We start from the raw sequence: 24,536 nt of genomic DNA, 5'->3' as shown, positions 1-24,536 counted from the left end.
GGGCGCCCCCGCCGCGCCCGCGGTGTTATTTATGCTGCTTTTTATGGACGACACATTACAAAGGAAATCTCGCCATAAGGAGAGAGCCGTTCTGTATAAACATTCTCTCTTGTATTGCTATAGGCATTTTTAGTAACAATAGCCATGCCATAGGCACTTGCATTTTCATAAATATGGACATTACTGATAATTTTTGCACTATCAAAAACCCGTGCGTTATCATAGACATGGGCATTGGCAAAAACCTTGGCAAAATCATAAACATGCGCATTGCCATAAACAAAACCACCAACCGCAGCATTGCCATAAACCCTAGCATTCTCATAAACACGACCGGGTTTTAAAACATACGCATCATCAGCAACCCAGCAATTGCCCTCATGAGAGAGATTACTCTCATCTTCAATAAAGCCCCCCAATTGACCAGCCTTAACATCATCAAAGTCTCTCAAAGCACGAATGCGATAAAGGGTATGATTATCAAAAACACGGGTTTCATTTGTAATTTCATATTTTTTGGATACAATTTTAGATACATTTATAGTGGTCATAGGGAGCTCCTAATCTATAGTTAGTAAAATTTTGAATGAAATTTAGAGAGGGGCGCCCCCGCCGCGCCCACGGTGTTATTTACGCAGCATCTTTAAGAGACTGATCGTTAGTACAAATATCATCACGAATTTTTATATGGCTATTAACCACGGCATTGCCATAAATTTTTACATGATGATCGATATTTGATTTACCATAAACCTTGGCATTATCATAAATTCTTGCCAAGCAACCAACGCGCGCCGAGCCAGAGACTTTTGCATTGCCATAGACACTTGCATAATCCTTAATCCAAGCATTGCAAAAGACATGGGCATTATCATAAATATGTGCCCATACATAAATACGTGATTTACCATAAACATGGGCATTTCCAAAAACATAGCCACAAATATGTGCCCTCTCATAAACCCGTGCGTTATCATAAACCTTGGCACCATCAGCAATAGTAGCATTATCACTTACAACGGCATTGCCAGAGACATGACCACAGACCCTAGCGTTATCGTTAATTTTTGCATTTTCATAAACATGAGCTTTATAATCAAACACCCATGCCTTGCCATTTACAGTAGCATTTCCATAAACCTTGGCTTGTCTAAAAACTTTAGCTTCTTGATAAATTTTAGCATTCTCATAAAGCTTGGCATCCAAAAAAACCGCGGCATCATCATAAATCCAACAATTGCCCTCATGAGAGAGGTTATCTTCCTTTTCGATATACCCCCCTAGATCTCCTTTTTTGACATCACCAAAATCTCTTAAAGCACGTATACGGTATAAATAATGATCATCTATTAATTCACAATCATCAATAAATTCATATTTTTTGGATGAGATAACGGGGGTGTTTTTAACTGTAGATTTCATTTGAAATTCTTTCTTAACAAATTGAAGTTTTCTATTGACAGCCTTAACAGACATCGGGTGCTAGAAAACACGGTGTTAAGTCCGTTGCTTACACTTTTCCCTAAGGGTCTTGTATGGTGTAAGCACACCCGACAGAATCTTAATATACTAACAAGAGCATAAAAGACAGTCAGTATTTTAAAAGCATGGGAGAGGCTGTTTCGTAACCTACCCGCTTAACGAAAGTGTTTGTTAATCACTTGAGTATTTATATAACAAATTACGTATTTATTGTCAATCATATTTTATTCTTTTTTGTGTTTTTTTATAATTATTTTTTATACCATTGTGTATAAATACGCATCATATGCTTATGAATATTTTCTGTTTTATTGCGTCTATTTGACTCTATATTACGCAATTGCGTTATTTTTCTCTTTTAAACATCATAATAACTAAAAACGCTCTCATAATGCCTATTTTTAACTTTATAACGCATCATTATTTTTATGAGATGCCTTGTGAATATTTTTGTGAATTTTTTATAAGAGGTTTGTAATTTAAGAAGCTTTATAGAGACCGCGTCTTTATAACCAGCGCTTTTGATTCAAATCTATTGTTTTGATTCATTCTCTATAGCCACCGCATCATTCTCATAAAAGGATAATATGATCATGCGGTTTTGATTTGCTATGAAAACATTTTGAATTCTTATATCCTTATCAAAATACCTTTTAAGGGGCTTTTGTCTCTTGTCAGTTATTAGCAGTCATTTACCCCCCTCATTTTAAAAAACATCTTTTAAATAAAAGTAAAAAATATTATATTTCAATATGTTATTGTGTTTTAAGAAATATTCAATGCTAATAAGATGATCTGTATAGAGAATTAATGATATCAATTGAATAAAACCTGTCAGTATCTGTCTAAAAATTTAACTGACACCATTTATGATTTTAATGAATGTTTAAATCATGTTTTATGAGAGGGCATATGGCTCTTTAAATGCCTTTCAAAAGATAAGAGATGGTTATGAGGCATGTTATAAATTATAAAGAGTAACTTATCAATTTGAAGGGGGTTTTGAGTTTTGAAACTTTGTGTTTTAAAGAAAAAAATACTAAAAAGACAAAAAACAATCTCTCTTGATAAATACAATCTATTAATACGCATAATTCTCTTTAAAGAGAGCTTATGAAAGATATGAAAGGCATCATTTGAGATTGCGATATAATCTTTTAAAAGCAATGTAAAAAATCTTATCATCTTTTTTTAGAATAGCGCATGGTAAATCATTCCTTTTAAGATTGTACATAAGCAACCTAATAAGAGAGTATAGATGATGGTTATAAGATCTATACCCCTTATGAGATTGGCATGATTCATAAATCTATTCAGTTTCTCTTAATTCTAGATTTGGTAAGTTCTTAACAATCTTCATTGTTTCTAAACTTACAGTAATAACCCTTTGGAACAATTCCAATGGATAAGCAGCGTTGCCAATGGTTTCAATAGCATAGCGATTGGCATCATTAACAATACCACTCTTTTTATCAGTCTTTACACATTGACGCCCCATAACCCATTCAAGAGCGGGTTTACCATTTACGATATACTCATAAGCTTCCTTGGGTATATCTGTTATTATGATATTGCTATTGTAAATAACAGTGCTTTTATCCTTTTCCTTACTATCTTTGATTTTTGCGAATTTCATTTCTGTAACGTAATAAAATTTCTCAGGATTAGGGATATCGGTAAGTTTTGGATTGCCTTTTTTAAAGGTCACGGGATAAGACTCTACCGTTTCATAATTAACGTGTAAATTGCCTAATTCACGACCCGCATTAACGAATGCCCAGAAATCTTCAGCGCTCTTTACGCAAGGGATGCGAGGCAATTCTTTAGAGAGGTTATCAGCATAGCGAGCACGGTAATCTTCTGAATGCAAGAGACCGTAAACATAATAGAAGATATCATCTTTGGTAATTTTCTCATTAGGATATGCTGTTTTAAAATGTGCTAAACCCTCATCAGTAATTGCATCACGCCTTTGTAAACCAGCCGTTTTGGTTTCTTCTTTAGAGTTTGCAAATAAATGAGATTGGGTATCAATTCTATTTTTTGAAACCGTAGTGTCTTCGTAAGTATAACGTGGAAAACATTGACTTTTTTCTATTGAATCAAAATTAGGTAAATCCTTAGTCATAAGCACAGAAAAACCTTTCATTCCTCCTACGCCTGTAACTTGAATCACTCTATTATCAACAGCTTTTCCTATAGGGAATATCCGCGGCATTTGTAAAACCATTTCATTGAAGATGCGATTATAATAAAGCCACTGTCGTGTAAAAGGGCGATACAAACTTTTTGTGAGGCATGCTTCTTCAAATTCAAAAACCTTTTCTTTCGCTAATTCTTGTTTAAGCGCACGGCTCCAACTAATTTTTTTCACATCTGAATTTACGAAATTGTTTATAGCCTTTGCACGTGCTTTACGGTCAATATGTGGATGGGTCTTATTAAAACATTCTACTTCACTATTATAGAAGGCAATCATATTATGCATATTTTTTGCTAAATATTCACGACTTGAGTTATATGCCCAAGCATCACGACTGGTTACTATACCACAGGAGAATGTTTCAAAGAGCTTTTCACCATGACTTTTCTTATCACCCATGGCTAAAAATGCATTAAAACTGTCATCCCTTTGACCGCGCCAATCACCATGTTTGTCTGGTGTAATGATTTTCCATTTTTGTTTTTGTGCGATACCTTCAATGCTACCAAAGGACTCAATGATAGTAAGCTTTTCTTGCCTCGTGAGATAATCTCCAATATTACGAAAATATATTTTACCACGCTGTTTGGATTCTGGATTTTTTACAAGAATAGAGATGGCAATAGGGGCTCGTGATCCGGAACCAAAAATTTGACCTCCTTCTTTTCGGGAAAGCTCTCCAGACGTTCGTTGATTACCACGCAAATGGAAAATATAAAGACTGCTAAATTCCTCAACAAGGCATTTACGTAAGCCAGTCATAGAATTTGCATCTACAAAACTTGCATTTGTAACAAAACCAATAACACCACGGTCCTTTATACGGTCACTAGCCCAGCGGATGGCACGAATATAACTATCATAAAGATTGCGCATAAGACTTGCATTCGATTGAGCGGCATAAGTCGCTTCTATTCGTTCATCTAATACGTGATAAGATGTATTTTGATTATTATCATTCGCACTTTTTTGCCCTGTTGAATAAGGAGGGTTACCAAAGATAACTTCAATATTCAGCTTTTTCTGAAGTTCCAAATAGGCACTGTTTTCTTCTAATAAACCCTTCATCAGATCTTGTTTTTCAACCATCTGAAACGTATCGGTTAAACCAATATGCTTAAAGGGGATATAATCTCCTTTCATAAGACTATGATAGGTCGATTCAATATTAATCGCTGCTATGTAATAAGCTAAAAGAACAATCTCATTGGCATGGATATCATGACGGAACTTATATTCCATATCTTCTGGTTTAATCAGATCAGATTGCAAAAGCCTTGTGATAAAGGTACCGGTACCTGTAAAGGGGTCAAGAATAGAAACACCCCGTGAACCCAAGCTCTTGCCAAATTCCTTGCGTAAAACATCATCAACAGAGTGAATAATAAAATCCACAACCTCAACAGGGGTATAAACAATCCCAAGCTTATCTGTTGTCTTTTTAAATGCCTTGGCAAAAAAGCTTTCATAAAGCTTGATAATCAGATTTTGTCTTGCATGGGGTTCGGTAATCCCAGAGGCACGGAATTTGACACTGTCATAGAATTCTTTAAGCTCTTTTGACTCTTCTTCAATATTGGTCTTGTCTAATTCCTTTAAAATCTTTTCCATTGCTTGTGAGATGGCATTGTTTTGAACAAATTGATTGCCATCAAATAAAGCTTCAAAAACAGGACGCGTGACAAGATGCTGTGCAAGCATCTCAACAGCTTCCTCTTGCTTGATATCACTGTTTAAGTTGTTTTGTAATTCTTTGAGAAACGCATCAAACGCACGGCATGCTTTGCTCTTTTCATCAGCAAGCATATTTTGCAGGCGGTTGATATGATTTTGTGCAATATCAGCAACATTACCCGCCCAGTTTTCCCAATAGTCACTCATAGTAGATCTTTTGACAAGAAATGTTCTAAAAGCATTGGGGAATGCCTTATACAGAGGCAATTGTCCTTGCCCATTATGGTGAGAAAGGGATTTACGGACAGTCGTAGCAAAAGAAGCATGTGCACTTTCTGTTTTCGCTTGTAAGGGCACATCATCAACAACGGTTGTCACATTTTCTATCTCCATCTTTTGAGAAACCGTGACAATATCGATAATAGAACTTACATCTTGCCCTAAGTTCATTTGATTAAGGGTTTTGCTAAAATTCTCATCATGAGAAAGCAAAGCATTGAGAACTTGCCAAACAACACTGTATTTCTTATTGTTTTTTAAAGCCAATTCGGGGGAGATCCCAGCCGGTACGCCAACCGGTAAAATGATATAGCCTCTTTTCTTATTGGGAGCCCGACGCATCACACGCCCCACCGCCTGTATGACATCCACTTGGCTTTTGCGCGGGTGTAAAAACATCACCGCATCAAGAGCAGGGACATCCACACCTTCTGAGAGACAGCGAACATTGGTTAAGATACGACAGGTATTTTCCCCCGCATCAGCTTCCAACCATTCAAGCAATTCCGTTCGTTTCTTGGCACCATCTTTTCCATCAATATGTTGCACCTCACAGAGAAGAGGAGGTGTATCTTTGTGTTCTTTATGGATTTTACGGAAAGCTCTCTTAACACCCTTGCCTTCAAAGGTATCACGAATGCGTTGCGAGGTTTTAATATCTTTACAAAAAGCCAAAGCACGGCGCATGGGATTAGGGTCATCACCAAGATCAACTTTCAGATCGATTTTGCTAAGAGCTTGGTAACAGCCTAAGATCTTTGTTCTATCATCAAGAGTAAGTTCATAATTCTTATGGTTGGTAGGAATCTCAAGAGTATCACGTACGAACTTTTCATCCACACCCAAGACAATAATCTTATAAGGCGTTAAGAGGTCATTCTTGACGGCATCGGAGAAACTATAAAAATAGAGCTGTTTTCCATAGATTGTCTCATTATCCATAGACGCCAGAACAGCATCCAGTTCATCCGCACGCCTTTTTGCATTGTCACTAAAGATGCGCGGGGTTGCGGTCATGTAGAGACGTTTTTTGCCCTTAATAATGCTGTTATCATGAACCTTGATAAAATCAGATTCACTTTTATCGGTTCCCAAAGCCGCCCCCGTTGTCCTATGGGCTTCATCGCAAATGATCAGATCAAATTCAGGTAAATCATGGTCCTTTTGTGCATCAGCAATCACTTGGATTGATTGGTAAGTAGCAAAAACAACATTCATAACATGGGGAGAAACTTTGTTCCCTTTCTCTCCAAGCATTTGCGCATCGGTTGTGACAGGCAAGGCAAGATCTGAAGCACTCAGTTCAGCATCATCATCATTATTGAAACGCCGCTTGCCTATTTGCTTATCCGAACACACAGCAAAGGAACGCAACGGGATTTGTGCATCCGCTGTCCATTCTCTGATGGTTTGTGACATAAGAGCAAGAGAAGGCACCAAAAACAAAACACGCTTGCCTTGACCAGCAAGAGTTTCTGCTATCTTGAGACTGGTGAAAGTTTTACCCGTTCCACAAGCCATAATCAGCTTGCCACGGTCTGCTTCTTTTAATCCCTCACAGACAGCTTCAATGGCTTCTTTCTGATGGGTAAAAGGCAACTTTTGTTTCTTATCTTTAAGAACAATTTTCCCTTCTGTTTCAAAAATCCCCCAATCAATTGCACTGTTTTCCATATTGAAGAGATTAATGCGATAAACCGGAACCGCTTGTCCTTCAATCATGGTATTGGCGTTTTCGCTTAATTCACCTTGCGTGCTGTCAATAAGAAGGCGATATTTAAAACGATTTTTACCTGAGATGGCGATAAAGCTCTCAATGTTCTCTTGCGTGATCTGATAATTTGTCTCATAAAATTTACATTGAATGGCGACATACTCATTGCAATCACGGATTTTTGCCACCAGATCAATATCCGTATCTTCATCGCTTCCTTTCCATCCATGCACATCAGCCACGTCTCTATAGCTTTGAACCGTTTCATATTCTTGGCATTGGAGAGGGTCTTGCGTGAGATAAGCAATTACAAACTTTTCGAAAGCCTTTTGCTTTTCTTGATCTGAGATTGATTTTTCACGATAGGATTGTAAGAGAGAGCGTAAAGAGGATTGTTTGTTATCAAAATTGAGGGTTTGAGACATTATAGAGAAACTCCATACCTTATGACATTGACTCATTAACAGTGTAAGAATCACAATGGCGTTTCATAAATACATTTAGAACAAATATCGAGTACCCAATAAACCAAAATGGCGCGAAAACCTATCAATTCCCTCAAAAAAATTTAACAAGTTGCAATTATAAACAGCCTATAAACAGCAAAGTAGTAAAATTTACTATTCGTTTTACGGAAATAAAAACAAATGCGAACCGTGTTTTAAGAGATCAAAATGAATGTTTCGAAGTGTTTTATGATCTCAAAATATCATAATTGCTGTCAGTTAAATTTTTTGACAGATACTGACAGGTTTTGTTCAATTGATCCTATTAATTCTCTATACAGATCATCTTATTGGGATGGTTTTTTTGTAAAAATATCATAACATATTGAAATATAATGGTTTTTATTTTTATCTAAAAGTTTTTTTTAAAATGAGGGGGGTAAATCAACAATAATGACTGACAAGAATATGACCTGAGTTATGGTTATTCATTCAGGTCATATCTTTCTCTTTTGCCAGCACTCTTAAAATCATCTTTTGTTTATTCATTTCATTGCTTTGCATTCTTGTTTTTTACCAAAGGATGCCATTCATAATAGGTACTCGATTTACTTGTCTGATGGGTTATGAACTTTTTGCGAATGTGGTTTGTATGACATAAAAGCTCTAAAGCTTGTTTGACCGCTTCCTTGTCCTTTAAATGCGCCCAGCAGCGTCTGTAGATATCACGAGCAGTAAAAACCTCAGGTAAGCAATTACAACGCTCTATAATCAAATTTGCACGCTCCTTTACCAAGATATCACCCGCAGTATAAAACCGTTTCGCATGGCTTAACAGATAGTTTGACCAACGCAAGGCTCTTGAGAGAGAAGGCAAAGTGATCTCAAAACGCCCATCCTCAACAAGTTCGATAATGAGGGCAAGGCTTGCTATGGTTTTTGGCATTTTTAAAAGATGCGCTTGGTAAGAGACAGAAACTTTGCTTTCCTTGATTTCTTTATGATGATTTTCCCACCATTCACGAAACAATTCTTGAGCATTAGCAGCAAAGCGCATGATCCGCGGGTGCTTAGGTGATCCTAAGGGTTTGTCATAAAAAGAACGAAGCACCTTTTCATATTCTTGATAGGCTTCTTGATTGGGATTTTTATCTTTCCATTTCCAATCTTGGTTTTCATCCGGCCACACCAGCATTTGAAACCGTTGCAATAAACCATCATCTCCTTTCCCAGAAAGCATTGCCTGAATAAGGGGCATAATCCTTAAGGGTTGAATCCCTCCAATGATAGAAAGCGTTGCATTGGGAATATGAAGGGTTCCACGTCCAATACGGTCATAGGTGAATTGACCATCCCCATTAAAGGTTTCCAAATAAAAAGCCCGCTCCGATTGATATTCAACCCGCTCCATATTTGCTAAAAAACCAGAAAGTTCATCACGAACTAACAGTAACCCACGTGGATTTTCTTTGAGTAATTCTCCAAGCTTTTCGACCGTTGTGTCATTGACAATAAAACGTGAATTTTCCTCATCCTGCTGGTTATCTTTGGTTATGTTTTCAGCTAAAATAGAACGGGCAGCTTGGGTATCTCCATTCTTTAAAGCTTTTCCGGCTTGTTTATTCTTTTGTTTTTGGTTTATCGCCTCAAGAGCCTGTTCAATCTCTGCTTGTTTATTCTTTTGTTGGTAAGCTTGCAAAGCTTCTGTTTGAAGATCAGCAAGGGGTTGAAGAGCGGTTTTCAAAGCCGGTGTTTTTCGTGTAGAAGGGTTACCAATAATAGCCCCCCATAGATTAGGAACAATGTACCAATTATCATGCTGTTTTGGAGCAATGCGCACGCCATTGCCAATCAGAGCAGCTAAAGCACAGATAGCAGAGACAGCCACAAAATCGAGAGGCGATTGTTGACGGTCAGCAATATCGTAAACATATCTGCTTAGTCTATAAGGCATTTGTAAAATATTAAAAGGCTCGACCGGTAAAAGAGCGGTGTTAATCGGTTTTAATTCGCCCCATCCCATTTGTTGCAAAGCCTGTTCATAAGGGATGGCTTGTAAACAGGGATGATCTTTTAAAGAGACAGGGTTGTTATCGTTATCAGTATCATTTACCGAACTATTTTCATTGTTTTCTAGAATATTTTTTGTCATTTTTTTATCTTTCATAATTTAATAATAAAATGTTGAAGTCAGAGCCATGGAGAGCTTGCATCATCAAGACATTGAAGCCTTGGCGATAAGCACGGGCAGCAAGGGCAAAACCTGCTTTACGACCCGCATCATCGCCATCCATAGCTATGGTGAGATGGGTTTTTGATTTGATATGAGGTAAATTCACATGCACCATGCCACTGGTTGAGAGGGATGCCCATAAAGTCACAGGCTCTGATAACAGACCAGACAGCAGAGAAAGACCTGTTTCAATTCCCTCACAAATGACCAGATGTTGGTGATTGGCTTGGCATAAATGCACAGCACCGCCCTTAACAGAGCCAAGCATCGCTTTTGTTGGTAACTGTTCTGTTTTGCATCCATTGTCTTGTAAAAAGGTTCTATGGATTGCAAAGGAGCCACCACCCTCAACAAGAGCAACCAACGCGGGGATGTTTTTCCCAGAGGGATGAGGGCATTTGCTATGAAAGCGTAAACTAGGGAGGCAAGTTACAAGTGATACCACGCTTGCGTAAATAAAGCTCTGCTAAGGTCTCTTTAATTGGTTGACTTTGCTTCCAAATCTTTTGTGCTCTCTCTGCTTTCTGTTTTGCCTTGTTATCTTCAGAACAAAACTGTTTTGAGAGAGAAAACCTATAATCATAAGTTTTATCAAAACATGTTTGTGTATTGATAAGAGCAATGCTCTTAAGAGCTTGTAAGATCTCTTTAAAAGAGCAGCCGGCATAACAATAAAGCAAGAGCCGCCCATCATTTCCATTGGCAAGGGATAAACTAGGCACTTGATCATCATGAGCAGGGCAGCGAGCAAGTCCATAAGCACCATACCAGACACCCCGCAAGGCATTTGTAATGCCCCGAGCATTTATAAAATGATACATTTTCGCATCCTTAGACGTTGCGTCACAGGACGGTTTTTGCTATTTTCAATTTACGATAATTTGAGAAAGCCTTGTCCGTCCTTACGTGACAAGGTTTTTTTATGCCACATCACTGAGATGTTGACGTTGCGTTTTGGCTTTTTCAATCACATTCAACAGATCCGATTTTAACCAACGCGATAAAGAACCAAATTTTAAAGGTTTTGGTAAAGCTCCATTGGTCACATGGCGACGGAATGTTGAAACGCTTATATGCAATAATTTTGCACTTTCGCGGTCTGTAAGAAGAACATCATTTTCAGTCATAACTAAATCCTTTCAATCTAAAAATAGTAACAAATCATAAGTATTTATTAACCATATTTTATTGAGATTTGAAAGTAAGTTTAATCATAAAAAACAGTACTTTATGATGTATTTTCTCATTTGATAATTTATGAATCTTATTGAGCAAAAATGAGTAAACGAAGAGAGAAAGTTATCCACAGATAATGAAGTAAAAATGGGGTACAAGACCCCATATTTTAAGATTGCCCCGTAACATAGGCAGCCCATTTATCCATATAAACACGGCGCTGTTCTAAATAATCAGTACGACGGTAAGCACGCTCTACTTGTCCACCGACCACATGACCTAGAATGGTTTCTGCTACCTCAAAAGGGGCATCAGTTGTTTCTGCTAGCCAATCGCGTAAACTAGACCGAAAACCATGCGGGCAGGCTTCAAGTCCAATTTTTTTCATATATTGTGACATACAAGTATCAGCAAGAGGACCACGACCAGTTGCAGAAAAAAAGAAATCATTACGAGAGAGAGGACGCGCTTGTTTCAAAATTTCTAATGCTTCATTTGATAAAGGCACACGAAACTCTGTTGTAGCATCACGTTTTCCTTTCATATTTTCAGCAGGGATGGTCCATATATCATCTTCAACTTGATCTTTATGGATATGACGCAAAGGATAGGTACGAACACCTGTCAAAATAAGCAAACGCAAAGCCAGTTGTGTTAGAGTTGGTGTTTTGCAAAGTATTTTATAAAAAGCCGGTATATCTTTCCAATCCATTGCTGGTCTATTTTTGATTTTATGACGTTGTTTGCCTAAAAGAGCCTTTGCTTTTTCTGTAGCCTGTAAATCAACATCCAATCCCATTGCAGCAGCATGTTTGAGACAAATATTAAGACGAATGAGAGCTTTCTCTGCTGTTCCAGCTTTTGTATGCCAGATGGGAGCGAGGACATTGCGTATATCGGTTTGAGTAATTTCTGAAACCGGCATACAACCTAACTTAGGGAGAATATGAAGTTGTAAAGGTGAAAACCAACGCCCATCTTTAGCATCATTTTTTAATTCTGCTTTACGAGTTTCAAAAGTATCTAAAGCGATATCTTTTAGATAATGCAGATTACGCATTGCCTCACGCTTTTGTTTGTCACGTTCTTTAATGGGGTCACGACCATCACGAAGAACAAAACGCCATTGGGTTGCCAATTCACGAGCTTGTTTTAAAGAAACATCTCTTAAGGCACCCAATCCCATTTCACGACGCCGCCCGTGAATGGTATAGCGTAAAAGCCATTGAGCACCCCCATCTTTACGCTTATGAAGTACCAAGCCGGCACCATCATTATATTTGCCAGCCCCCAATGTTGCGACAGCCCTTGCATTAAGACGATTCATTAAAGGCATTTTTGTTCCTTTCTAAACTGTTTTTTACCCACACACCAACCCCACTTATGACGTGCAAATAAGTGACTTTAATTGATTGAACATAAGATGATTTGAATTGAGAGAATCTTACAATATTCGGGGGTCTCATTCAATATGCAAAACAGTAAATTATCATTATAAATCAATGCGTTGTCAGCAATAGAGGCGGCTTTTCTGCCGTCAACATCTTGAAAATCCGTGCGTGCTGCAATAAGAACTGCTGTGCCCATCGAGGAGGGTTGATAACAATCGCCCAAATGGTGATACACACCCGCTAAATTCTGTTCTACTGGTTGGACAATGTTGCATCTGCGATACCCAATGACATCATCATCACTGTCTTTTAACACGAGATAAAGGGTGCGGTTGCAAAACCACTCTGCCATCAGTATATCGCGTTCATGTTTTTTAACAGAACACCAAGGGAAATTTGCCATATCCCATGGGTAATCAATTTGGTCCCAACTTAATTCCCCATCCACGTCATCCATCCAATTGCCAATCAACAAGCCTTCTTGTTTGGCAAGCCTGTGCGTAATTTCTGTTGTGCGACCAAAGGAAAACAGTGTGTCCCTCGCTGTTAAGCGCACACCGCTCTCATAGTCCAGCAGACTGTCATCAAGGCGTGACATATTGCCTTCCATAGCTTGCACGTCATAACCATTGACACCGCGGCGAAAATCAGAGCGTAAGCTTTTGGAAAGTTCTGTGATGGCTTCAATGGCTTCAAGAGCACTTTGTTCAGGCAATTGATCAAAGTAAAGTTGAAAGGAATTCCACCACGCACGCCCCGACCATGCTGGTGTCAAGCGTGCTGTAATCTGAAGCCATTCAAGCCCTCTATCAATGGCCGCTAAAGAACCGCGCAAACGCTGCCATTGGAGCCCTTGGTCAATCAAATCATAGAGGTTTGGAACATAAGGCGTAAGCTCTCCAAGCCCATATTCTTCAATCAACCACGGCAAGAAGCGAGGAGGGCGGGTGATAAGCTTAGAGCGTGAAATCCCCAAAACAGCGCCATCAACATCTTGATGAAAGTCGCAAGCATCGGCAAGGCGCCTTTCAAATTCTGTTGCATTGTTTGGGAGGAGGGCACCAACCATTAGCGTGCCCGTCCTTTGAAGTTTAAGGTGACCTTACCAATCGCTAAAACCTCTTCATCACCAACGGCTCTGTCTTGTGTTGGTGTAATGGCAATCACTTTCTGGACACCCGCAATCATCAGTTTAGAAACCCACCATGAAAGGCTTAATTCACGACCAATGGCGTGTTCTTTTCGCCATGCTGTTCTTAAATTTGTTTCCATTGTCGTGAGAATTTTCAAAGAAGTTTCGGGTAACAGCCAAACATCGGCTTGTAAATCCACCACTTTTTTGACAGCAGCGTGCACAATGATTGTATCATTGGTCATGATGATATTCTTTCTGTGAAGGGCTTGTGAGACTGTTTGTATGAGATCTTCAGAAGCTGTGCCTTCTTCATTATTGCCAAAAAGCGCAACATAGATGGTTGGATCTTTGCCTTTGCGATAAATAATGGCATCCTTAACACGGCTATCTGCGGACATGGCTATAAGTTTGTAATAGGGTTCTGTTCCGCTTCCCTTGCCACCACGGGCATGAAGTCTTATGCGTTCGCGATATCTCTCGTCACTTTCACCCTCCATGCGGGCAATTCCATGCCAGTTACCCAAAGCGTCAAGAGATTCACCGGTTGCAAAATCAAGAATATTGTTGCGAGCGGCTTCGTTAATACGTTGCCTTAAAAGCAGTTCTCGATAGCTAAAGGCTTCAATGACTTTTACGGCTGGATCACTTTCAAGAACACTATATCCGGGCAACAGTTCTTTTAAGTGGTCAAGAGCTGCTGCTCGTATTTCTTCAAAGGAAATTTCTGTAATGATTTCTGGTTTTGCAAGTGCTTCATTCATTTTATCAGCAATCCTTCCATGGTGATGGGCTTGCCTGAAGGCAAATAAAGACCTTCAAAGGACACAAGGAAACTTGCCCATTCTCATTCCATTTACAATCAATCTTGTTCAGTTTAAAACGTGGTTCCCACTTGTCTAAAGCCTCGGCAATAGCGGCATAAATACGAACAGCAAAGGCGTCATTGACCGGTGCATCAATGATATCTGCAACGTGTGAACCATAATCACGACGCATCACACGCGTACCAATGCGTGTTGATAAAATATCAAGGATGGATTGACGCAAATGTTCAATGCCAGTCAAGGGTTTTCCTGTGCTACGGTTCATTCCTATGTTCAATTGGGACCTCCTGTCATGGAGCCACCAAGAACAACACCACCGTGAACATGGGTTGCTCCTACATTGGTGCCGTTATGGGTCAAACCACTTGAATTCATGGCAACATTGCGAGCAGAATGAAGAGAGAGACTCTCATTGGAATGAAGTGAAACATCACCACCAGCCTGCAAAGAGATGTTGCCCTTTGCATTGAAATTGATATCGCTTTGTGAAACAATTTTTATACCTTCTGGTGCGGTAAGTTCTAGCTTGCCACCATCACCTTTAAGAGACACGCCATCCGCAATTGTGAGAATGAATTTTCCGCCTGATTTGATCTGCATGCTATAGCTGTTTTGTTCATCATCATATTCAAGGATGGTGCCATCGGGATAAATTGTTCTATGAATATTGCCTTTATCGGCTGCTTGATTAGCATCGGTATGGATAGAACCAACAATCACCCCTTGCGCTAAATCCCCTGATGATGCAACCACCACCACTTGTTCTCCAACATCCCGTCCTTCATAAGAGCATGTTTTACCGGCGCGGGCTTGGGTATCTGGAATCCAGTCACTGATAAGATTGCCGCTTTTTACCCGATAGCGTGCATTTTTATGGTCGACATGGCTAATTGTGCCCACCATAACCATATTTGCGAGACGTCTTTTTAAATCGGTGATGTCTTTATCGCGCCGCTCAAGCATGGGGGACCTCGATTTTATGATATTTGTCTTCATTGCCCACGCCTGTTTGTGGTGTAATCCTCAAGAAAGGTTCAATAGGTTTTGCGCTTGCACCATCTTCTTGTGTTTCAGGGGAGGGGATATTGGTCACATAAGTGACTTCAAAGGTTAAAATTGCCCCATGGAGTGCTAGAGCACCATTATCGCCAAAGGCAAAAGCAATATTTTGCAGGTGGCATGTTTCCACGGTGTTATTGAGATTGGGATTGGCGTAGAAGATCTCTTCAACCTCCCATGCTAATTGGTCGACAAAACGCGCACCATCTTCTTGTGTCGCATAACATTCAACATCCACGGTTAAGACACGCCGCCTTACTGCATCATCGTAGCCATCTTCAATCGTTTCGCTTTGTGTTGAGATATTAATTGCCGGTGTGTTCTCAACGGAAAAGTTGAAATCACGCATATTAAACACATTGTCACCAGCCGTTGTCTTTGCTGCCTTGATCAGTGCAACAAAACTTTCTCTTATCGTCTCTCTCGGATGCATAAAAGTTCCTGTTTAATTGATGCCATTTTTATTTGCTTCCTCTTCGTCTTAAAGAAGAAGTTTTACAGTGTTACGGATAATCAAAATGCTGTTTTACTGTGCCGCTAAGAAAAGATGCCTCATTGTTTTACCTCCCTTAAAACAAGCTTATACATACCGGATTCTGAAGCTTGGACATCGGTGACAACGAAGCGCTCTTGAGTTGTCTCTTCAGTGTTTTCAGGGGAGAGCACCACGACACTATCATCAGCTTTTGGTGGCAATCCGCCAATATCATTGATACAAAGATCAAGTTCTTTTCTTGGAATTGTTGTCGGTATTCTGCCACCAGCATCCGATTCAGAATGTTTGATGCCGTAAATTGCTGTAATCCGAAAAGATTGTTGATTGTCCTTTCGCGTATAGATGACGGGCTGCCCAAAGGTGTTGCGTACCTCTTTTACCATTTTGTTAAGCAGCCCGTGCCATAGCATGTTATTTCCCTCCAATGACGGCTTTGAACAGCATTTCAGGACGTGTGCAAATGTAAAGCGGATAGCTGTAGACTTCAGGCTTTACCCATGCATTACGGTCATGGTCGACGATTAGCATCGTGTAGAGAGGTTTTCCAACCGTGTTGGCAAAATCTAAGCTTTCACCAGGTGCAAAGGTTTTCTGGAATACACCAGGCGCATTAACAGGAAAGAATTGACATTCATCAGGCTTAATTCCTATCGCACGCTTTGTCCCAGCCTTTGCACTCACATTATAGTTATGAATACTGCGATAATTGATAAAGGTCACACCGGCAAAGTCAAAACTGCCAAAGCTCCCCGTACCAAGAGCACTTGGTGTTGCAACACCTCCTGCACTATTGAGTGTCTGAGCTAAGGCTGTGTTTAAATAGGTTTCACGAATGGTTTTATGGTTTTTTAGTTTGGAAAAGAATTCATTCCCACAAAGTCCAATAATCCGTGAACGGTCAGAGAACGCTCCTTTTGAAGCTTCAATCATTCTCATAATGACCTGATCAACATTATCAGCAACATTGGTTGTTTCATTCTCCAGTTTAAAGTCAATCGGCTTTGGTGGGGTAATTTCCCATTCCTTGTACCAATCGACAATCACCGAACCATCAGCATCAAGGACAACACCTTGAACAGCCCCAAGCTGCATATTTTCCCATGTCAATTCGATTTCAGAAATCAGTTTCTTTTGTTTTCTGGCAATATATTTCATTGCCGTCTCTAACTGATCTTCTGTGCCAAATTCACGCCGGTTTTGGATTTCTTCTGATTTCACAGTATCACTTTTGGCAATACGGGTTGTTTTGAAAAACCGAAGATTGCGACTGTCTCTGTCACCTTCTGCTAAAGGGGCTCCGCGTTCACTGGTTTGAATAAGCGAAAATGTATTATCACGCCGTTCAATACCAACCACTGTGGTGCTGGTTTCAACTTCTTCAAAAAGATTAAGAGAGCTTACAAGACCCGGTTGAAACTCATAGTTTTCAATCGCTTTCATCATTGTAATGCTTGAGAAAGCATCATGTTTAAAAAAATTCATATCCATGTGCGTATTCTCCTATCGCAACAGAATTTTATTGTTGTCTTCTAAAGACTGAATAGCTGCCATTTTTTCTTGCTCGAGTATTGCATCGGGCCATATCAGTTCAGAAGCTTTTACAGTACTCAAACGCGCTGTAATGACGGCACGTTGTTCTTCACCTGTTGCATCAACAGTGGCATAAGAAATCCCTGCGGGCACCGCACTGCCATCGGATGCTGCCGGATTAAGAGGGACATATTTTTCCGTTTTTGTTATCTTTCCCATGACAGTCCCCGCCTCAATGAAGGCTCCTGATGCAAATACCACTTGTTCATTTGACATGTCAGGGTCGTAGCGCCCAAGATAAGCGCCATTGCGAACATCTTCATAAATAATATGACTCATTTTATTACCTTCCAAATTGATTGCCATTTTGTATGAATTTTTGCCTTGCTCTCTCCATCAGCATGAGGAACATAAGGCGATAGTTTTAAAGAGGCGCTTTGAGAGCTAGCCTCTGTCAAGACGCACTGGCGTGCTTTCTCGATACTCATACCGTTTTTAATAGCCTTTGCGGCATCGAAAGAAACCCCTAAGCGCTTTGCTTGCCTTTCAAGGGTTGTCAGGGCTTGAGCGCGCTTTCTTTCTTGTTCAAGGATGGCTTTTATGTTTTCGCGCTTGTCCTCATTGTCTTCATCCTCCTCTTCGTCTTCGTTGTCGTCAAAGATTTCGGCGTTTTTATCGATGTCGTGATCATTTTCATCCTCTTCTTCATCGAGGATGTCGACAATCTCTTCATCATCTTCTTGTTGGGCGCGATATTGTGTGCGTGCCATGTGTTTTGTCCTTCTTTTGCTGTTACTGTTGGGTTTGGTGAGATGAAATCCGTTAAGGATTCCAAAGCTTGCGCAAGAGTGCCTTGCGCATCTGCTAATCCAAGCGCGATAGCTTGGGTGCCTATAAAAGTTTCTGCCTTTGTGTCACGAATAGCATCAGTATTCAGGGGTCTGTTTTGCGCAACCCAATCGACAAACATCTCGTAGAGCAGGGCGCAATCTGCTTGCATTTTGTTAAGCGCTGTATCAGCCAATGGCTCGTGGGGATTACCATGAACCTTGTGATCACCTTCAAAGACAAAGGTCCATTTAAACCCCTGTTTTTCATCGGCGCTTGATTGGTCAAGATGCGCACAAACCACCCCAATTGAACCGACAACGCCTGTGCGAGCTACCCAGATTTGCGAAGCGGAACAGGCAATGGCATAAGCAGCAGAACAGGCAAACTCATTGGCATGTGCCCAAATTGGTTTTTGATAGTGTTGTGAGAGTGCTTGGAATTCTTCAACCAAATCAAACACCCCGCCGGCTTCTCCACCACCACTGTCAATATCGAGCAAAACAGCTCGGACATCAGGTTGTTTAATGGCTTCACGAAAGGAGGCGCTTAAGCCTTCATAAGAGGTTAATCCTGAGAGCGCACCAAGCCATGCACCGCGGCGCACCAGTGTGCCATGAACAGGTAGGATGGCAACATTATTGCGCACCACGTAACTCTCAGGTGGTTTGAAAGATGCGCTATCCCCTTGCGAAAAAGCCTGAGGGGTAAACTTTTCTCCAGCAAAAAGACGCGGTGCAAGAGCATTAAGAATGACATCAAGCTTTGTCGAGGCAAGCATATGTGGAACACCAAAAAGCCGTGATACTAAAAACGGCATGTCAAGATTATTGGTCATTTTTGTGCGCCTCACTGCCTTGGTTGCTTTCATAAGTCTCAGAAGGATCTGAATCTGTGAAATTCGTCGTTTGATTTTCACCAGAGGGTGCCGCCATATCGGTATCAAAAGATAAACCACGGGCGCGAGCATCGGTGTGCTCTTCTTCAAGTTCGGCATGAATGCTGTCGATATCAAAACCCCGTTCGGCAAGTGCCATTCGTCGTGTTTTTAAACCGGCGCGAATTTCTTCTTTTTCTGCCGAGATATCTTTGTTTGGATCAATCATTTCAAGCGGGGGCGCAAAGCTTTCACATTGAAGCCATGGCAAGGGATTTTCTTCCCATCCCGGTAATTTTACGCATCCAGCAAGGACAGCCATTTCCACAAAGCGCTCCCAGACAATACGGTTGAATTGAAAGGCAATGATATGTTCGCGCCATTGTTTGACGTGACGTCTAAACTGAATAATGGAGGTGCGCACATTGGAAAAATTACCCCGCGTAACGTCTCCAGTGACAACGGCATAGGGCATATTGAGAGCCGAGCAAATTTTTAAAATATTGCGAAATTGAAAGGCTTCATAAGAACCACCAACTTCAACAGGATTTGAAAATTTTATCTCTCTATTCTCTCCTAAATAAAATGATCCACCTGGTTCAATGACAGGTAATTCGGATTCTTCTTCAACGTCTTTTTCGTTACGATTATCAAGTAATTTGGCGTCGTTTGGGGGATTTCTTGAGATAAATGCCGCGAAAAGAGCTGCTGTTCTTTTTCGATCAAGCTCTGCATCATCATAGGATTCCAGTTGAAAGATCTTTGTCATACTGCGTGTTATTTTAGGAGAACCGCGCAATTGTCCGGCAATACGGCGCTCTTTGATATGAAGGACCATTCTTGCGGGGATACGCACGCGCTCTTGGCTCTTAAATGCACTGTTTGCAGGGCAATCATCATAGGGGTGGTATTCCCAGAAATGATAAGCAACACGCTTGCCACTGGCATCAAATTCAATACCCATACGAATGTAATTGCCTTTAATTTCCGCAGGTCCATTGTAAGTGAGGTCCAGCATTTCGGTTGGATAGATTTGTAATTGAAGAGGCACCCCAGAGCGTCCATAAAGGTCAACATAATGCAGTCTTACAAAACATTCGCCGGTTAAAAAGACTTCTCGTGCAATTGTTGCTTGCAAACCATAAAAGCTCGCATCTTCATCATAATCTGCCTCATCAACCCATTGCCACCATAAGTCTAAAAGCTTTTTCTTTTCTTCTTGAAATCCTTCAATGCGAGGATAAGGTTTAATCCCATCACTCACAGCTGCGGAAACCCATTCTTCTGTTGCCGAGCCATAAAGAGATTCATTGTCATAAAGCCATCTTGAACGAGCAGTAATGGTTTCGCCGCATTCTTCAATTGCTTTATTGATGTGTTTTTTTGCGGGGTCAAATCCACCCATGCGACGGCTTTTGCTTGCAGCCTCAAAAGGCGGATTGTGTTGACGAAAAATTGTAAAAAAGCCCGTGAGTTTATTGATAAATCCAGCCATTAATAGCCTCGTGATATATTAAAATAGAAAACACGTGAACGCTTGCGTCCTTCAAGGTTTTCTATTTGTGTGTTCAGCATCTCAAGTGCTCTGCGAAGTTCCTCAACAGAACGGTTGCTTACTTGCTTATCGCCATGGCGGACGGATTGCGCACCCGAATAGAGAGCCTCTTCAATTTGTTCGCGCCGCCTTTTTAAACTTTCCAGTCTGTCAGTTTTGCTGTTTACTTGGTTCAAGTCTGTACACATAAATTACCTCCAATCCCCTTGCATATAAGGACTGATCACCATTCTAATTTTTTTCTTTTGAGGCTTTGTTGCTTGTAATTTTCTCAGAGAAGGAGAGGGGGAATGTCTTGATGTTGGCTGCTCTAAAGAGCCTTCAACTTTAAGTTTTTCCAAACGCTCTTCTAAGATATCAACTTCTCGATTAAGATTTATTCCTGCCGAAATTAGCCCCTGTAAAGCGGCATAAGCATAGACCCTACAATCCAAAGCCTCGTTTCTTGCTTTCTCACTTTTTTGCCATTCTATGCGCTTGAAGCCTTTAAAATATTTGATGACTTTTCTTTCAGCCGTGAGCTGGTCAAAATATTCCCGATCAAGGCTTTTATGAAAGTGTGTTGCACCAGCCCCCGATGCTTCAGGACCGGATTTTTTTAATCGTGCCGTGATAATATCTTTTGCTGCATCAACACCAACAATATAGAGATTAATCTGTCCTTTATTGTTTCTGCTTGGACGGCGTGGCCATACCGCACGCCATCCCGCCTGTCCTTTAATTCCCCAGATGCGTCGTCCTTCACGGGGGCGTACATAATTGTAAACGGCTTGTGTATGTCCACCACCGGTATCAATACAAGCCGCTGTTATTCTGATGCCATCTTTGTAACCAGGGTGTGACCAGCGTCTTGTCAGATATTCATCCAGTTGGTCCCATACTTCAAAAGAAGATGGATCACCGGGAATGACTTGATAATCAATGTGCCAGCTTTCTTCACCACGCCCCCATCCAACCACTTCAAGCTCTAAGCGGTCGTTTTGCACATCGATGCCGGCGGTCAATAACACGGCTTGCGGCGGTGCAATGGGATAATCTTCGCGTTTTGCATAGAGGCTATCAGGATCAACAACTTCACCTGTTCTGTCCTCCCATGGCTCTCCAAGCACTGTGTTAACAAAAGGTTGCAAAAGCGCTGGATCATCTTTCGCTTCTAAAAACTCTCTTGCGCATTCTCCCCACGTTAGCCAAGGTGAATAGAGTGCCGAAATATGATAAGAGCGTAAATTCGGTCTCGTTGATTCACTCGTAGGAACCCAGCACGCACCTCTTTCCTCACTCATGAGATCGGTTTTTCTGTGCTCGGCATGTTCATGACCACAATGGGCACAAACAAAAACAGCTTTTTCGGGGGCTCCTTTCGGCCACTTGATTTGCGACCAAACAATGGGCTGTAGAACCCCACACTTATCACAAGGGACATTGTAATATCTTTGATCACCAAGCACGAAATCTTTGGCAATACGGCTTGTGTCACGGTGTGTTGGCGTGGACAATTTAAAAATCTTTCTCTGCACAAAGGTTGAGGTACGTTTTTCGGCAATCATCACGGGATCACCTTCGTTATCCACACTGAGAGGATAGGCATCAACTTCATCCAAAATCAGATAACGAATAGGCATGGAACGCAAACCAGCAGCACTGTTTGCTCCTGTAAGCATCAATGCTCCCCCATCAAATTCTTTCGAAAACATTGTATTTCCGCTGTCTCGTGCACGGGCAGGGGCAATGCGTTCACTTAAAACAGGGCTTGCCATAATCATTGGATCAAGACGCGTTTTTGAAAGTTTCTTCGCGGTCTCGACTGTTGGCATCACATAAAGAGCGGGTCCCGGACTATAATGAATAGCATAACCGCAGAAGTTCAATCCTGCTTCAGACATTCCGATTTGCGCTCCTTTCATGACAATTGTTGTTTCAATTGGCATGTAAGAGGAAAGGTTATCCATGATTTCGCGCAAATAAGGGGTACGCTTTGTTCTCCATAATCCAGGCTCTGCACTTGCTACGGTGCTAAGGTATCTATTCTTATCCGCCCATTGCGAAACCGTGTACGGTGGATCTGGTTGTCGTGCGTCATTGGCATAGGCGAAAAATTCTTTGATTGCATTTTCATCCATTATTCGTTTCTTGCAAGATTTCTAACTCCGGAGAATGAGGATCATGAAAAGGCACAGGAATGTTAACTGCCTCAAGCAAAGCTGTTCTCATGTAATAATCAATGGCACCAATAAGGCTAGCAGCATCACATCCCACTTGTGCTGCAATGCTTGCACCGAAACGGTGAGGAAATTTTAACATAGCATCACGGTGTGCTCTTCCAAATTCACGCGCTGCCTTTTTCATTTCTTCACGGTCAACCGTTGTTTCGCGTAACTTTTCCAGAGCAATCTTCTCTCTTTCAAGCGCAACTTGCATTCGCTCCAATTTGATCTTGTATTCGTTGGCTCCATCTGTTGAGGTTTGTTTGATCTTTGTCCGCCGTTGTCCATCAGGTGCTAAAAGTGAAGCAGTGCGCTTTGTAGGATTCTCATTCCATATCGCTGTTGCAAGGGTTTCATTGACAGAACCATCTTCAAAAAGAGCAGCATCAAATTTGCCTGTTTTAATCCGAGAAACCACCGCATTATGCGACACACCCATCTTCTTGGCAAAAGCGCGAACAGAGAGACCCTCACGATGCTTCTTGTTCATTCAAAATTTCTCCTTGCCTTCTTCTATGCCCGAAGAAGTAAGACGGCGTATCAGGATAAAGAGAGTTTTACATCACAAACTGAAAAACAAGCTATCAATGGGATAAGGAAACATTTCACATATTGTACAGTACACATATTGAAATCGTTATTTATCAATGGGTTATGTGTACAATGTACAGTCAATTTAAAAAATTCTAACGCTAGCGATAGTTCGCGCTGTCCTGCCCCGCAACACTCCCAACCCGCTGGAAAGTACCTTTTGCATTGATTTTATTGAATTTTTTATGGAAAAAGCCAAAGTACAAGTGATAATTTGCTTTAAAAATTACAATTAAAGTGAGTAGTGTGTTTACATAGCTTAAGAACATTATTTCTTTTTCCTGTTAGCGGCATATTCTTGACGGTCAAGTTGTCTCTGGATATTTTTGATTAATCTCTCATTGGCATATTGTGTAATAGTATTTGCAATTTCTGGCTTGGACATTACTCCAGCAATTGATGGTCCTTCTTGTTTTGCAATAGGGAATTGATCACCATCCACTCTTTGAAAAACATTACCGTGCATCTTTTTTAATTCAACACGCTTTGGAAAACTCCCTCCCTTGATAAAAGCATGGGGTAAGATTTTTTTCTTACCAAACATTGTATAGGTCACACCGTGTTTTGTTTCTCTTGCTTTAAAAAATTTAAGAGGTATCGGTGTTCCAGAGCCAATGATATCTGTCTCGAGAAGCTGTGCTGTAGCCTTTCCTTTAATATAAACACCTTTCTTGATACGCTTTGATTTTGCTGATGTAAGTTCAGAAACTTTCTTTTCGGCAAAGCGCTCCACTTGTTTTGCTGCGGTATTTACAGCATTACGCAAAGCCCAATTAAGGCGTGGTGCTTGAAGATTTGTAAAGGTATCTTTCATTTGTTGAAGATACCATTTTTGGTGG

The 24,536-nt window shown here is 40.7% G+C and carries 20 protein-coding genes and 2 pseudogenes; all 22 read right to left on the bottom strand.

The features are described from left to right. Positions 1–41: 41 nt before the first annotated feature. The 22 genes and pseudogenes from LNM86_RS08340 to LNM86_RS08235 all read right to left on the bottom strand — a co-directional run bounded on the left by LNM86_RS08340 (position 42) and on the right by LNM86_RS08235 (position 24,511). Positions 42–551 carry a hypothetical protein gene (locus tag LNM86_RS08340; RefSeq protein ID WP_241437305.1) on the bottom strand — a complete coding sequence of 170 codons (510 nt, stop codon included), beginning with the start codon at positions 549–551 and terminating at the stop codon, positions 42–44. A 79-nt stretch (positions 552–630) separates the two neighbouring features. Continuing rightward, complete coding sequence (locus tag LNM86_RS08335) at positions 631–1,422, bottom strand: hypothetical protein (RefSeq protein ID WP_241437304.1); 792 nt, start codon at positions 1,420–1,422, stop codon at positions 631–633. A gap of 1,369 nt (positions 1,423–2,791) precedes the next feature. After that, complete coding sequence (locus LNM86_RS08330; RefSeq protein WP_241437303.1) at positions 2,792–7,777, bottom strand: DEAD/DEAH box helicase; 4,986 nt, start codon at positions 7,775–7,777, stop codon at positions 2,792–2,794. A gap of 571 nt (positions 7,778–8,348) precedes the next feature. Then, the gene (locus tag LNM86_RS08325; protein WP_241437302.1) at positions 8,349–9,950 is read right to left on the bottom strand and encodes a YfjI family protein; all 1,602 of its coding nucleotides are present in this window, start codon (positions 9,948–9,950) and stop codon (positions 8,349–8,351) included. A 4-nt stretch (positions 9,951–9,954) separates the two neighbouring features. Next, a pseudogene (locus tag LNM86_RS08320) lies at positions 9,955–10,852 on the bottom strand (DUF7146 domain-containing protein). A 99-nt stretch (positions 10,853–10,951) separates the two neighbouring features. After that, positions 10,952–11,158, bottom strand: a complete 207-nt coding sequence (locus tag LNM86_RS08315; RefSeq protein WP_241437301.1) for a helix-turn-helix transcriptional regulator — start codon at positions 11,156–11,158, stop codon at positions 10,952–10,954. A 218-nt stretch (positions 11,159–11,376) separates the two neighbouring features. Further along, positions 11,377–12,543 carry a tyrosine-type recombinase/integrase gene (locus LNM86_RS08310; protein WP_241437300.1) on the bottom strand — a complete coding sequence of 389 codons (1,167 nt, stop codon included), beginning with the start codon at positions 12,541–12,543 and terminating at the stop codon, positions 11,377–11,379. A 68-nt stretch (positions 12,544–12,611) separates the two neighbouring features. Beyond that, positions 12,612–13,667, bottom strand: coding sequence for a phage tail protein (locus LNM86_RS08305; protein WP_241437299.1), 1,056 nt, complete (start codon positions 13,665–13,667; stop codon positions 12,612–12,614). Next, positions 13,667–14,494: a baseplate J/gp47 family protein gene (locus LNM86_RS08300; RefSeq protein ID WP_241437298.1), complete on the bottom strand. Its 828-nt coding sequence runs from the start codon at positions 14,492–14,494 to the stop codon at positions 13,667–13,669. The genes LNM86_RS08305 and LNM86_RS08300 overlap by 1 nt, the downstream gene beginning before the upstream one ends. Then, positions 14,491–14,834 (bottom strand): annotated as a pseudogene (locus LNM86_RS08295) (GPW/gp25 family protein). Before LNM86_RS08295 ends, LNM86_RS08300 begins: the two are co-directional and overlap by 4 nt. Then, entirely contained in the window at positions 14,831–15,520 is a 690-nt protein-coding gene (locus LNM86_RS08290; RefSeq protein ID WP_241438876.1) for a phage baseplate assembly protein V, read from the bottom strand. Before LNM86_RS08290 ends, LNM86_RS08295 begins: the two are co-directional and overlap by 4 nt. Further along, a complete protein-coding gene (locus tag LNM86_RS08285) occupies positions 15,513–16,049 on the bottom strand; it encodes a hypothetical protein (RefSeq protein ID WP_241437297.1) in 537 nt (178 codons plus the stop codon). Before LNM86_RS08285 ends, LNM86_RS08290 begins: the two co-directional genes overlap by 8 nt. Positions 16,050–16,168: 119 nt before the next feature. Further along, the gene (locus tag LNM86_RS08280) at positions 16,169–16,522 is read right to left on the bottom strand and encodes a head-tail joining protein (RefSeq protein ID WP_241437296.1); all 354 of its coding nucleotides are present in this window, start codon (positions 16,520–16,522) and stop codon (positions 16,169–16,171) included. 1 nt (position 16,523) lies between these two features. Then, positions 16,524–17,600 (bottom strand): major capsid protein, encoded by a 1,077-nt coding sequence (locus LNM86_RS08275; RefSeq protein ID WP_241437295.1) that lies wholly within the window; start codon positions 17,598–17,600, stop codon positions 16,524–16,526. Between the two features lie 12 nt (positions 17,601–17,612). Next, entirely contained in the window at positions 17,613–17,981 is a 369-nt protein-coding gene (locus LNM86_RS08270; protein ID WP_241437294.1) for a head decoration protein, read from the bottom strand. Then, on the bottom strand, positions 17,978–18,130 hold the full coding sequence (locus tag LNM86_RS08265) for a hypothetical protein (RefSeq protein WP_241437293.1): 153 nt from the start codon (positions 18,128–18,130) through the stop codon (positions 17,978–17,980). Before LNM86_RS08265 ends, LNM86_RS08270 begins: the two co-directional genes overlap by 4 nt. A gap of 110 nt (positions 18,131–18,240) precedes the next feature. After that, positions 18,241–19,308: a S49 family peptidase gene (locus tag LNM86_RS08260; protein ID WP_241437292.1), complete on the bottom strand. Its 1,068-nt coding sequence runs from the start codon at positions 19,306–19,308 to the stop codon at positions 18,241–18,243. Next, complete coding sequence (locus tag LNM86_RS08255; protein WP_241437291.1) at positions 19,298–20,842, bottom strand: phage portal protein; 1,545 nt, start codon at positions 20,840–20,842, stop codon at positions 19,298–19,300. The genes LNM86_RS08260 and LNM86_RS08255 overlap by 11 nt, the downstream gene beginning before the upstream one ends. Beyond that, entirely contained in the window at positions 20,842–21,090 is a 249-nt protein-coding gene (locus tag LNM86_RS08250) for a phage head-tail joining protein (protein WP_241437290.1), read from the bottom strand. Before LNM86_RS08250 ends, LNM86_RS08255 begins: the two co-directional genes overlap by 1 nt. 3 nt (positions 21,091–21,093) lie before the next feature. Beyond that, positions 21,094–23,022, bottom strand: a complete 1,929-nt coding sequence (locus tag LNM86_RS08245) for a phage terminase large subunit family protein (protein ID WP_241437289.1) — start codon at positions 23,020–23,022, stop codon at positions 21,094–21,096. Next, complete coding sequence (locus LNM86_RS08240) at positions 23,015–23,596, bottom strand: hypothetical protein (protein ID WP_241437288.1); 582 nt, start codon at positions 23,594–23,596, stop codon at positions 23,015–23,017. Before LNM86_RS08240 ends, LNM86_RS08245 begins: the two co-directional genes overlap by 8 nt. Before the next feature lie 369 nt (positions 23,597–23,965). Next, complete coding sequence (locus LNM86_RS08235) at positions 23,966–24,511, bottom strand: hypothetical protein (RefSeq protein WP_241438966.1); 546 nt, start codon at positions 24,509–24,511, stop codon at positions 23,966–23,968. Positions 24,512–24,536 lie beyond the last annotated feature (25 nt).

Source organism: Bartonella machadoae (assembly GCF_022559585.1).
Classification (GTDB): Bacteria; Pseudomonadota; Alphaproteobacteria; order Rhizobiales; family Rhizobiaceae; genus Bartonella; species Bartonella machadoae.
The sequence above is the reverse complement of the archived record's forward strand: the minus strand, read 5'-3'. Positions and strand labels throughout refer to the sequence as shown.

Excerpts from the sequence above, each read along its gene's own strand:
- LNM86_RS08340 (WP_241437305.1), bottom strand. The coding sequence starts at position 551 with ATGACCACTATAAATGTATCTAAAATTGTATCCAAAAAATATGAAATT.
- LNM86_RS08335 (WP_241437304.1), bottom strand. The coding sequence starts at position 1,422 with ATGAAATCTACAGTTAAAAACACCCCCGTTATCTCATCCAAAAAATAT.
- LNM86_RS08330 (WP_241437303.1), bottom strand. The coding sequence starts at position 7,777 with ATGTCTCAAACCCTCAATTTTGATAACAAACAATCCTCTTTACGCTCT.
- LNM86_RS08325 (WP_241437302.1), bottom strand. The coding sequence starts at position 9,950 with ATGACAAAAAATATTCTAGAAAACAATGAAAATAGTTCGGTAAATGAT.
- LNM86_RS08315 (WP_241437301.1), bottom strand. The coding sequence starts at position 11,158 with ATGACTGAAAATGATGTTCTTCTTACAGACCGCGAAAGTGCAAAATTA.
- LNM86_RS08310 (WP_241437300.1), bottom strand. The coding sequence starts at position 12,543 with ATGCCTTTAATGAATCGTCTTAATGCAAGGGCTGTCGCAACATTGGGG.
- LNM86_RS08305 (WP_241437299.1), bottom strand. The coding sequence starts at position 13,667 with ATGGTTGGTGCCCTCCTCCCAAACAATGCAACAGAATTTGAAAGGCGC.
- LNM86_RS08300 (WP_241437298.1), bottom strand. The coding sequence starts at position 14,494 with ATGAATGAAGCACTTGCAAAACCAGAAATCATTACAGAAATTTCCTTT.
- LNM86_RS08290 (WP_241438876.1), bottom strand. The coding sequence starts at position 15,520 with ATGCTTGAGCGGCGCGATAAAGACATCACCGATTTAAAAAGACGTCTC.
- LNM86_RS08285 (WP_241437297.1), bottom strand. The coding sequence starts at position 16,049 with ATGCATCCGAGAGAGACGATAAGAGAAAGTTTTGTTGCACTGATCAAG.
- LNM86_RS08280 (WP_241437296.1), bottom strand. The coding sequence starts at position 16,522 with ATGCTATGGCACGGGCTGCTTAACAAAATGGTAAAAGAGGTACGCAAC.
- LNM86_RS08275 (WP_241437295.1), bottom strand. The coding sequence starts at position 17,600 with ATGGATATGAATTTTTTTAAACATGATGCTTTCTCAAGCATTACAATG.
- LNM86_RS08270 (WP_241437294.1), bottom strand. The coding sequence starts at position 17,981 with ATGAGTCATATTATTTATGAAGATGTTCGCAATGGCGCTTATCTTGGG.
- LNM86_RS08265 (WP_241437293.1), bottom strand. The coding sequence starts at position 18,130 with ATGAGTATCGAGAAAGCACGCCAGTGCGTCTTGACAGAGGCTAGCTCT.
- LNM86_RS08260 (WP_241437292.1), bottom strand. The coding sequence starts at position 19,308 with ATGACCAATAATCTTGACATGCCGTTTTTAGTATCACGGCTTTTTGGT.
- LNM86_RS08255 (WP_241437291.1), bottom strand. The coding sequence starts at position 20,842 with ATGGCTGGATTTATCAATAAACTCACGGGCTTTTTTACAATTTTTCGT.
- LNM86_RS08250 (WP_241437290.1), bottom strand. The coding sequence starts at position 21,090 with ATGTGTACAGACTTGAACCAAGTAAACAGCAAAACTGACAGACTGGAA.
- LNM86_RS08245 (WP_241437289.1), bottom strand. The coding sequence starts at position 23,022 with ATGGATGAAAATGCAATCAAAGAATTTTTCGCCTATGCCAATGACGCA.
- LNM86_RS08240 (WP_241437288.1), bottom strand. The coding sequence starts at position 23,596 with ATGAACAAGAAGCATCGTGAGGGTCTCTCTGTTCGCGCTTTTGCCAAG.
- LNM86_RS08235 (WP_241438966.1), bottom strand. The coding sequence starts at position 24,511 with ATGAAAGATACCTTTACAAATCTTCAAGCACCACGCCTTAATTGGGCT.